The sequence below is a fragment of the Micromonospora sp. genome (genome assembly GCF_048594385.1).
In the GTDB taxonomy this organism is placed as follows: domain Bacteria; phylum Actinomycetota; class Actinomycetes; order Mycobacteriales; family Micromonosporaceae; genus Micromonospora; species Micromonospora wenchangensis.
Genome location: NZ_JBMDWU010000283.1, coordinates 1 through 9,628, shown reverse-complemented (window position 1 = coordinate 9,628; position 9,628 = coordinate 1). Strand labels below are relative to the sequence as shown.

Genomic DNA, 9,628 nt, shown 5'->3' with positions numbered 1-9,628 from the left:
CCCCCACCTCCCGGCCCCCCCCCCCCCGGCCGCCCGGCCCCCGGGGGCCCCCCCCCGGGGGGCCCGCGGGGAGCCGACGTCGAGCCCCTGCTCAGGGCATGTCACGCTGGAGCCGTGAGCGAACCGGACGGGAGGGAACTGACGGCCACCCTGCGCCGGATCGAACGGGCGGCGGGGGCGCTGGCCACGGCCAGCGTGGTCCGGATGGACGAGAGCCTGCCCTGGTTCCGTGAGCTGCCGGCCGAGCAGCGCTCCTGGGTGATGCTGGTGGCGCAGGCCGGGGCCCGGTCGCTGGTCGAGTGGCTGGGTTCCGGCGGTGGCACCACCGACAGCACCCAGGAGGTGTCCGACGAGGTCTTCGCCACCGCGCCGCTGGCCCTGGCCCGGTCGATCAGCCTCCAGCAGACGGTGGCGCTGATCAAGGTGACCATCGACGTGGTCGAGGAGCAGGTGTCGCACCTGGCCGCGCCCGGTGAGGAGCAGCAGCTCCGCGAGGCGGTGCTGCGGTTCTCCCGGGAGATCGCCTTCGCCGCCGCCCGGGTGTACGCCCGCGCCGCCGAGTCCCGGGGCTCCTGGGACGCCCGGCTGCAGGCGCTGCTGGTCGACGCCCTGCTACGCGGGGACTCCCCCGACGTGCTGGCCAGCCGGGCCGCCGCGCTGGGCTGGGCGGACGCCCCACCGGTGGCGGTGGCGGTGGGCCGCTCCCCCGGCGGCGAGGTGTCCGCCGTGCTGCACACCGTCTACCGGTACGCCCGCCGGATCGGGGTGGAGGTGATCGGGGGCGTGCACGGCGACCGGCTGGTCATCGTGCTCGGCGGCGCGGCCGACCCGATGGCGGCCACCGAGAAGCTGCTCCCCGGGTTCGGCGACGGTCCGGTGGTGGTCGGCCCCGCCGTACCCAGTCTGGACGAGGCGACGGACTCGGCGCGGGCGGCGCTGGCCGGCTACCGGGCGGCGCCGGCCTGGCCGACCGCGCCCCGGCCGGTGCCGGCGGCCGACCTGCTGCCCGAGCGGGCCCTCGCCGGTGACGCCGAGGCCCGCCGCCGGCTGCGCCACGACGTGTACGCCGCCCTGGTCCGCGCGGGCGGGGAGCTGCTGGAGACGTTGGACGCCTTCTTCGCCGCCGGTGGGACGCTGGAGAGCGCCGCCCGCGCCCTGTTCGTCCATCCCAACACGGTGCGTTACCGACTGCGTCGGATCGCCGAGGTGACCGGGTTCTCCCCGCTGACCCCCCGGGACGCGTTCGCGCTCCAGGTGGCGCTGACTGTCGGCCGGCTGGACCCGATCGTCCCGGCGGGCGCGCCCGGCCCGAGCCAGAAATGACACCGGGTGACCGGTGAGCAGGGCCGCTAGGCGACGATCACGGCCGATGTTTGTAGGAACCCTCCAAGAGTTCTAGTGCGGTTTGGTGTCAGCCCGCACAGCGCTTACCCCGGGGTATCGGGAAGAGTCATAGACGTGCTCGCCGTCCTCTCTCCCGGCCAGGGTTCCCAGAAGCCCGGCTTCCTGACACCGTGGCTCGCCCTGCGCGGCGTCGAGTCGCGGCTGCGCTGGTGGTCGGTGCCGGCCGGGGTCGACCTGGTCCGGCTCGGCACCGAGGCGGACGCCGACGAGATCAGGGACACCGCCCGCACCCAGCCGCTGCTGGTGGCCTCGGCCCTGCTCGCGGCCGAGCAGCTCCCCCTGCACGACGTGAACCTGGTCGCCGGGCACAGCGTCGGCGAGCTGGCCGCCGCCGCGCTCGCCGGGGTGTTCTCCGCCGAGACGGCGGTCACCCTCGCCGGGGTACGCGGCCGGGAGATGGCCGCCGCCTGCGCCCTCGCCCCCACCGGGATGGCCGCCGTGCTCGGCGGCGACCCGGACGAGGTGCTCGCCGCGCTGGAGACCCACGGGCTACACCCGGCCAACCGCAACGGTGGCGGTCAGGTGGTCGCCGCCGGCACACTCGACGCCCTGGACAAGCTGGCCGCCGAACCGCCGGCCAAGGCCCGGATCGTCCGGCTCCAGGTCGCCGGGGCGTTCCACACCCCGTACATGGGCCCCGCCGAGCAGGCGCTGGCCGCCGTCGCCGCCGGGATCACCCCGTCCACCCCGGCCCGGCTCCTGCTCTCCGACCTCGACGGCGCCGCGGTGGCACACGGCCGGGAGCTGGTGCACCGGCTGGTCCGGCAGGTCACCGCCCCGGTGCGCTGGGACCTGTGCATGCGGACGCTCGTCGGGCTGGGGGTCACCGGCGTGCTCGAACTCCCCCCGGCCGGCACCCTCGCCGGGCTGGTCAAGCGGGAACTCAAGGCCACCGGCGTGCCGGAGATCGTCACCCTGAACACCCCCGCCGACCTGCCCGCCGCCCGCGACCTCATCGCCCGGCACAGCGGCCCGCCCGGTCACCGGCCGACCCCCCGCGCCCGGGTGGTCGTCGCCCCCGCCGTCGGCACCTTCACCCCCGCCGAGGGCCTCGCGGAGGGCGCCGAACTGAGCGCCGGCCAGGTGCTCGGCCAGGTGACCACCCGGCAGGGGCCGGTCGAGGTCACCGCCCACGACAGCGGCCCGCTCACCGAGTGGCTCGCCCACCCCGCCGACCCGGTCGCGCCGGGCCGACCCATCGCCCGCATCGGAGGCCAGGCATGAGCGGCAGTCGGATCGTCGCCCTCGGGCACTACCAACCCTCGCGGGTGGTGACCAACAACGACATCGCCCAGTTCGTCGACACCAACGACGAGTGGATCAGGGACCGGGTCGGCATCGCCAGCCGGCGCATCGCCGACGGCGAGACGGTCGCCGACATGGCCACCGCCGCCGCCGACAAGGCGCTTGCCAACTCGGGCCTCACCGCCGCCGACATCGACCTGGTCGTCGTGGCCACCTGCACCTCGATCGACCGCAGCCCGAACGTGGCCTGCCGGGTCGCCGCCAAGCTGGGCATCACCGCCCCGGGCGCGTTCGACCTGAACACCGCCTGCTCCGGCTTCGCCTACGCGCTGGGCACCGTCGACCACGCCATCCGGGCCGGCGCGTCCCGCAACGCGCTGGTCATCGGCGCCGAGAAGCTCTCCGACTTCACCGACTGGACCGACCGTTCGACCTGCATCATCTTCGCCGACGGCGCGGGCGCGGCGGTGGTCACTGCCACCACCGGCGACGAGCCGACCGGGATCGGTCCGGTGGTGTGGGGCTCCGCGCCGGACAAGAGCGACGCGGTACGCATCGAGGGCTGGCGGCCGTACATCGCGCAGGAGGGGCAGTCGGTGTTCCGCTGGGCCACCACCGCACTGGCCCCGCTGGCGCTGCAGGCGTGCGAGAAGGCCGGTGTCGACCCGTCCGAGCTGGCCGCGTTCGTGCCGCACCAGGCCAACTCGCGGATCATCGACGGCATCGCCAAGCGGCTGAACATCCCGCAGGCGATCATCGCCAAGGACATCGTCGAGTCCGGCAACACCTCGGCGGCGAGCGTGCCGCTGGCCCTGTCCAAGCTGGTCGAGCGCCGGGAGGTGCCCTCGGGCGCGCCGGTGCTGCTGTTCGGCTTCGGCGGCGGGCTGACCTACGCCGGTCAGGTCGTCCGCTGCCCCTGAAGACCCGACGCGGTCGGCGACCGCGGCGCGCCGCCATCCGGCGGAGAACCAACCCCGATGAGAGGAACCCACCGTAATGACCCGTGACGAGATCACCTCCGGCCTCGCCGAGATCCTCGAAGAGGTTGCCGGGGTGAACCCGGACGACGTGGCCGAGGGGAAGTCCTTCACCGACGACCTCGACGTCGACTCGCTCTCCATGGTGGAGGTCGTGGTCGCCGCCGAGGAGAAGTTCGGCGTCAAGATCCCGGACAACGAGGTGCAGAACCTGAAGACCGTCGGGGACGCCGTCAGCTTCATCGAGGCGCAGTCCTGAGATGAGTCACGTCGACGTCGTCGTCACCGGGCTCGGCGCGACCACCCCGCTGGGCGGGGACGTCGCGTCGACCTGGGACGCCATGCTCGCCGGCCACTCCGGGGTGGGTCCGCTCACCCAGGAGTGGGCCGGCCAGCTCCCGGTCCGGATCGCCGCCCAGCTCGCGGTCGAACCGAGCGAGGTGCTGGACCGGGTCAAGCTGCGCCGACTGGACCGTTCCGAGGCGATCGCGCTGATCGCGGCCCAGCAGGCCTGGGCGGACTCGGGGCTCGCCGACTCCGGGCTGGACCCGGAGCGGTTGGGCGCCAGCGTCGGCTCCGGCATCGGTGGCGCACTGACCCTGCTCGCCCAGGACGACATCCTGGAGGCGTCCGGCCCGCGCCGGGTCTCCCCGCACACCATCCCGATGCTGATGCCCAACGGTCCCGCCGCCTGGGTGGGGCTGGAGCTGGGCGCGCAGGCCGGGGTGCACTCGGTGGCGAGCGCCTGCGCGACCGGTGCGGAGGCGATCGCACTCGGCCTGGACATGATCCGGTCCGGGCGGGCCGACGTGGTGGTGGCCGGCGGCACCGAGGCGGTCATCCACCCGCTGCCGATCGCCGGGTTCAGCTCCATGCGGGCCATGTCGACCCGCAACGACGAACCGGAGCAGGCCTCCCGCCCGTGGGACAAGGGCCGCGACGGCTTCGTCCTCGGCGAGGGCGCCGGCATCCTGGTGCTGGAGCGGGCCGACCACGCCGCCGCCCGGGGTGCGCACGTCTACGCCCGACTCGCCGGCGCCGGCATCACCTCCGACGGGTACGACATCGTGCAGCCGCACCCGGAGGGGGCCGGCGCGATCCGGGCCATCGCCAAGGCGATCGCCGACGCCGACGTGGCCAAGGCCGACATCGTGCACGTCAACGCGCACGCCACCTCGACCCCGGTGGGTGACCTCGCCGAGATCAAGGCGCTGCACCGGGCGCTCGGCGACCACCCGGTGCTGACCGCCACCAAGTCGATGACCGGGCACCTGCTCGGCGCGGCCGGTGCGTTGGAGTCGATCGCCACCATCCTGACCATCCGCGACGGCGTCATCCCGCCGACGATCAACCTGGACGACCCGGACGACGGTCTCGACATGGACGTGGCCGCGAACAAGGTCCGCCACCTGGACGTGCCCGCCGCGTTGAACAACTCGTTCGGCTTCGGCGGTCACAACGTCGCCCTGGTCTTCACCCGCCCCTGACGGCACCGGCACACCGGCCCGGCACCGCGACGGTGCGGGGCCGGTGTGCGTCCGGGCGGCCCGCCGGCCGCCGGTCGGGGGGCAGCACGGCCCCGCGCCGTCAGCTAGCATCCGTCGGCCGCCGTGATCGACGGCGGGAACTCTTCACGGGGAAAACGACGATGATCCGACGTACGACCGCACTGGCCGCCCTCACCCTCACCCTCGCCACCGGCTGCGCCCGGGCCACCCCGGAACCGGCGACGACGCCCGCCCCGCCGGCCAGCCCCACCGCCTCGCCCGTCGTCGCCGGCCCGCCGTGGTACGACGCCGTCGCCCCGGCCGCCGCCGCCACCACGATCGGCCCGAAGGGCAGCGCCTGCACGCTGTCGATGACCTTCTCGGTGCCGGCGAAGTGGAAGGCCAAGGCGGTGAAGGGCGGGGCCGACTTCAAACTCGGCCCGGCGGTGCCGCTGTGCGAGATCGACGCGAAGCCGGCCGGGAACATCGGCTTCCTGCGGGTCTGGCAGATCACCGGGGGCACGCCACTGAACCCGCAGGACACGGTGGACAAGTACCTCGCCGAGTTCGACGGTCCGAAGGAGCAGCAGTACCGGCGGACCAAGGCCGGCCCGCTGGACGCCTTCGAGGCCACCTGGACCGAGGACGGCGAGCGTAAGCGGGCGATCCTGGTGTCCACCCTGTACGGCAAGTTGATGATCACCCTCGGCGGCCTGGACACCGAGGAGTTCGAGGCGATGCTGCCGGCGTACCAGCTGGCGAAGTCGAGCGCCAACCTGCCGGAGTGACGCACCGGGTGTCCGGCCCGCCCCCTTCGCGGGCCGGACACCCGGTTCGACCGGTCCGCCCCTCACGGCCCGGACGCACGGATCGTCAGGTCAGCGGGGGGCCGGCACCGCTTCCCGGGCGAGGGTGACCGCGCCCAGCAGCGCCGCGTCGTCGGCGAACCGGGACAGCACCACGTCGGGACGGTGCGGGAGCACCTCGGCCAGCCGGTCGACCAGCAGTCCCCGGATCAGCGCGCTGCCGGCCACCCCGCCCACCAGCACCACCCGCTGCGGATCGAGCAGCAGGCAGCAGGTGACCAGGTGCCGGGCCAGCTCGTCGACCCGGGCGGTGAGCGCGTCACGGGCCGCACCGGGCAGCTCGGCCGCAGCGGCCAGCCCGGCCGCGTGCCCGGCCACCCCCAGCTCGTCGGCCAACCGGTCCAGCGCCCGGCCGGAGAAGTCCAGCTCCAGCATGGTGCCGGGCCACGGGCCGCCGGCCACCGCGTACCCGATCTCGCCGGCCGCGCCCCGGTGCCCGGCGAGGACCCGGCCGCCGACGGTGACCGCCGCCGCCACGCCGGTGCCGATCCCCACCACCAGACCGGGGTCGGCGTCGCGCAGCGCACCGAGCCGCAGCTCGGCCAGGGCGGCGGCGTTCAGGTCGTTGTCCACCGCCACCCGGGTCACCCCGAGGGCGTCGGAGACGGCGTCGGCCAGGCGCAACCGCTCCCAGCCGGGTACGTTCGGGGCCAGGTCGATGCCGTCGGGGCGGACCACCCCGGGCGAGGCCACCCCGGCCGCCACCAGCGGCCCACCGACCTCGGCGACCAGCGTGGCCGCCAGTTCCAGCGCCCGGTCCAACGCCTGCGGGGCACCCCGCTCGGCGTGCGTGGCGATCCGCCGGTGGGCCAGCAACCGGCCGGTGCCGGCGGCCCCCCCCACGGCCCACTTCGTTCCGCCGAAGTCGATGCCCAGCAGCAGTTCGTCGGTGCGGGTGCCGGCGACGGCCCGGCCGGCCAGTCGCATGCTCACCTGGTCCACCGCCCGGTCACCACCGTCGACCGCGGTCGTGGCGGTGCCCCGCCGGGCAGCCGGGCCGGACCGGAACCGGATCGTCGGATCGACGCGCTCACCGGCCGGCCACCTCGGCGGCGACCGTGTCCAGCGCCTCGTCGGCGCGGGCCAGCCGGTCCCGGGTCGCGGCGAGCCGGTCGGCGACGCCGTCGAACGCGCCCCGCAGGGTGCCGACCTGGGCACGGACGGCGGCGGCACCCGGCCCGTCCACCTGCGCCCGGGCGAGCACCAGCTCGGGGTCGACGGCGGCGGCGATCAGATCGGCCACGGCGTCGTCGGTGAGCCCGTCGGCCAGGCCGACGGCGGCGGTCCGGACCCCCTCGGCGGTCCAGCTGTCCGGCGCGCCCGCGCGCACCAGCCGGCCGACGACCGAGTGGGCGGCCCGGAACGGCACCCCGTGCCGGGTCAGCGCGTCGGCCGCCGCGGTGGTGGTGGCCCCGGACGCGACGATCTCCTCCCGGGTCGGCGGGTGCAGCGGCTCCAGCTCGGCGAGGAAGCCGCCGACCAGGGCGAAGAACCGTTCCGCCCGGTCGTTGCTGTCCCAGAGCCGGACCTGCACGTCGGTGGTGGCGTTGTTGGAGTCCTCCCACCAGGCCGCCCCGACGTTGTTGAGCACCGACGCGGCGTCGGCGGCGCTCGCGCCGGCCATCGACACCAGGTGCTCCAGCACCACCGGGTTGCGCTTCTGCGGCATGATGCTGCTGCCCTGGGTGAAGTCGCCGGGGGTGGCCACCCACTGCCAGGTCAGCCAGTCCATCAGGGTTCGGGCGAGCCGGGCGCCGGTGGCCAGGGCCTGCGCGTTGAGGGTGCCCACCCGGACCAGGTGGTCGGCCCCGGCCACCGCCTCGTAGGAGTTGGTGACCAGGCCGTCGAAGCCGAGCAGCTCGGCCACCCGGGCCGGGGCGATGTCCAGGTCGGTGCCGGCGAACGCGCAGGAGCCCAGCGGCGAGACGTTGAGCTGGTCGATCACGTCGGCGTACGCGACGGCCTCACCGGCCAGCGCCTCGGCGTAACCGGCCAGCGCGTGCCCGATGGTGGTGGGCTGGGCGGGCCGACGGTGGGTGTAACCGGTGATCACCACGTCGGCGTACCGGTCGGCGACGTCCAGCGCGGTCGTTCCGGTGGCCAGCACCCTCTCCAGCACCCCGAGCAGCTGGTCGCGCAGGAGCATCCGGAACACCCCGGCGTCCAGGTCGTTGCGGCTGCGGGCCATCTGCACGTCCAGTTCGGACGCGGGCAGGCCGCACGCCTGCGCGAGGGTCTTCTCCAGCAGGTAGTAGGTGTCCTCGAAGCTGCCGTCGAACGCCGGGGCGGGGCTGCCGTCGGCGCGCAGCGTGGCCAGCCCGCGCAGCAGCCGGGCCCCCCGCTCGGCCGGGATGAGGCCCTGCTCGGTCAGCATCACCACGTGCGCCTGGCTGGCGCGCACCATCGCCGGGTACAGGTGGCCGACGTGGTGCTCGTAGGTCGGGGCCAGGTGGTGCCGCTGGTAGGTGGTCAGCTCGCTCATGGCGGTTCCTTACTTCCTTCCGGGCCGGGGCGCGGCGTGGGGGCCGGGTCCCGGGTTCTCGGCTGGTCGGTCGGTCAGGCCCAGCAGCCGTTCGGCGTTACCGGCGAAGATCGCGCGGAGGTGGTCGTCGGGCATCCCCAGCTCACGGCAGACCCGCAGCTGGTCGTCGAGGTAGCGGGTGACGTAGCCGCGCGGGAACCACGACGAGTCGCTGCCGTACACGATGCGCTGCGGGCCGATCGTCTCGTAGCAGCGGCGGAACAGGTCCTCCAGCGTCAGCCTGTACGGCATCCAGCGCACCCACTGGTTGGAGCCGGACGTGTCGACGTGGATGTTGGGGCAGCCCCAGGCGGCGAAGAGCAGATCCTGCACGTGCTGGACGCCGAAGTGCGGCACCACCACGGCCAGCTCGGGGAAGCGGCGGGCCATCCGGGCCAGCTCGTCGGGGCCGCCGTACCGGCCGAAGGACAGGCCACCGGCGCTGCCGTAGTGGCCGATGTGGATCAGCACCGGCACGCCGAGGCGCTGGGCGGTGGACCACAGCGGGTCCAGGTCGGCGTGGTCCAGCGGGCCGCGCAGCAGCGGGGCGAACAGCTTCAACCCGCGCAGGCCCCGTTCGGTCACCGCGCGCTCCAGCTCGGCGGCGGCCCCCGGCGCGTACGGGTCGTGGTGGGCGAAGCCGAGCAGCAGGTCCGGGTGCCGGTCGACCACGTCGGCGACGGTGTCGTTGCCGCCGCCGGTGACGAAGACGGCCCGGCGGACCCGCACCGCGCGTAGTTCGTCGGCCCACCGGTCGGCCTCGTCCTGCCAGCGTGGGGCGGGTGGTTCCGGGTCGGGGAAGCTCCACGCCTGCCGCCACGCCTTCGCGTACGGGGCGGAGCCGGCGGCCCGCACGGCCCGCTCGTGTTCCCCGCCCGGGTGCATCCCCGCGGCGTCCTCGCAGGCGTGGATCGTCTCGTCTGTGGCGATGCGGAAGTGCAGGTGGAAGTCGACGATGTCGAGTCCCCGGTCCACGCTCATCGGTCTCCCCCGGTCGCCCCGGCCGCCGCCGTCGGGTCACCGGCCGTCGGGGCCGGGCTGTCGGCCGCCGGGTCGGGCAGCGGGTCGGCGGTGGGCGGGGCGGGCGGCGGGGCGGCCACCCAGGCCGCGACGACCTCCCGCAGCCGC

Annotated in this window: 9 protein-coding genes; 6 read left to right on the top strand and 3 right to left on the bottom strand. The window is 74.9% G+C overall.

The features are described 5' to 3' along the window. The first annotated feature begins 87 nt into the window (after positions 1 to 87). The 6 genes from ACOJTC_RS15400 to ACOJTC_RS15375 all read left to right on the top strand — a co-directional run bounded on the left by ACOJTC_RS15400 (position 88) and on the right by ACOJTC_RS15375 (position 5,901). Entirely contained in the window at positions 88 to 1,323 is a 1,236-nt protein-coding gene (locus ACOJTC_RS15400) for a PucR family transcriptional regulator (protein ID WP_420117395.1), read from the top strand. A gap of 135 nt (positions 1,324 to 1,458) precedes the next feature. After that, positions 1,459 to 2,628 (top strand): acyltransferase domain-containing protein, encoded by a 1,170-nt coding sequence (locus ACOJTC_RS15395; protein ID WP_420117393.1) that lies wholly within the window; start codon positions 1,459 to 1,461, stop codon positions 2,626 to 2,628. Then, entirely contained in the window at positions 2,625 to 3,569 is a 945-nt protein-coding gene (locus tag ACOJTC_RS15390; protein ID WP_204926396.1) for a beta-ketoacyl-ACP synthase III, read from the top strand. Before ACOJTC_RS15395 ends, ACOJTC_RS15390 begins: the two co-directional genes overlap by 4 nt. A gap of 76 nt (positions 3,570 to 3,645) precedes the next feature. Further along, complete coding sequence (locus tag ACOJTC_RS15385; RefSeq protein WP_067313076.1) at positions 3,646 to 3,885, top strand: acyl carrier protein; 240 nt, start codon at positions 3,646 to 3,648, stop codon at positions 3,883 to 3,885. Position 3,886: 1 nt separating this feature from the next. Next, positions 3,887 to 5,113 carry a beta-ketoacyl-ACP synthase II gene (gene fabF, locus ACOJTC_RS15380; protein ID WP_204926395.1) on the top strand — a complete coding sequence of 409 codons (1,227 nt, stop codon included), beginning with the start codon at positions 3,887 to 3,889 and terminating at the stop codon, positions 5,111 to 5,113. 161 nt (positions 5,114 to 5,274) lie between these two features. Next, positions 5,275 to 5,901, top strand: a complete 627-nt coding sequence (locus ACOJTC_RS15375) for a lipoprotein (RefSeq protein WP_420117392.1) — start codon at positions 5,275 to 5,277, stop codon at positions 5,899 to 5,901. A gap of 90 nt (positions 5,902 to 5,991) precedes the next feature. On the opposite strand, the gene ACOJTC_RS15370 is transcribed toward ACOJTC_RS15375, so the two are convergent. The 3 genes from ACOJTC_RS15370 to ACOJTC_RS15360 all read right to left on the bottom strand — a co-directional run bounded on the left by ACOJTC_RS15370 (position 5,992) and on the right by ACOJTC_RS15360 (position 9,481). Further along, a complete protein-coding gene (locus ACOJTC_RS15370; protein WP_420117394.1) occupies positions 5,992 to 6,906 on the bottom strand; it encodes an ROK family protein in 915 nt (304 codons plus the stop codon). A gap of 103 nt (positions 6,907 to 7,009) precedes the next feature. Further along, positions 7,010 to 8,461: an argininosuccinate lyase gene (locus ACOJTC_RS15365; RefSeq protein ID WP_420117391.1), complete on the bottom strand. Its 1,452-nt coding sequence runs from the start codon at positions 8,459 to 8,461 to the stop codon at positions 7,010 to 7,012. Positions 8,462 to 8,470: 9 nt separating this feature from the next. Beyond that, the gene (locus ACOJTC_RS15360; protein ID WP_420117390.1) at positions 8,471 to 9,481 is read right to left on the bottom strand and encodes an amidohydrolase family protein; all 1,011 of its coding nucleotides are present in this window, start codon (positions 9,479 to 9,481) and stop codon (positions 8,471 to 8,473) included. Between the last annotated feature and the right edge of the window lie 147 nt (positions 9,482 to 9,628).

Bases quoted from the DNA above. Each gene is read 5' to 3' on its own strand.
- ACOJTC_RS15385 (WP_067313076.1), top strand. From the start codon at position 3,646: ATGACCCGTGACGAGATCACCTCCGGCCTCGCCGAGATCCTCGAAGAG.
- ACOJTC_RS15375 (WP_420117392.1), top strand. From the start codon at position 5,275: ATGATCCGACGTACGACCGCACTGGCCGCCCTCACCCTCACCCTCGCC.
- ACOJTC_RS15365 (WP_420117391.1), bottom strand. From the start codon at position 8,461: ATGAGCGAGCTGACCACCTACCAGCGGCACCACCTGGCCCCGACCTAC.
- ACOJTC_RS15370 (WP_420117394.1), bottom strand. From the start codon at position 6,906: ATGCGACTGGCCGGCCGGGCCGTCGCCGGCACCCGCACCGACGAACTG.
- ACOJTC_RS15360 (WP_420117390.1), bottom strand. From the start codon at position 9,481: ATGAGCGTGGACCGGGGACTCGACATCGTCGACTTCCACCTGCACTTC.
- fabF (WP_204926395.1), top strand. From the start codon at position 3,887: ATGAGTCACGTCGACGTCGTCGTCACCGGGCTCGGCGCGACCACCCCG.
- ACOJTC_RS15390 (WP_204926396.1), top strand. From the start codon at position 2,625: ATGAGCGGCAGTCGGATCGTCGCCCTCGGGCACTACCAACCCTCGCGG.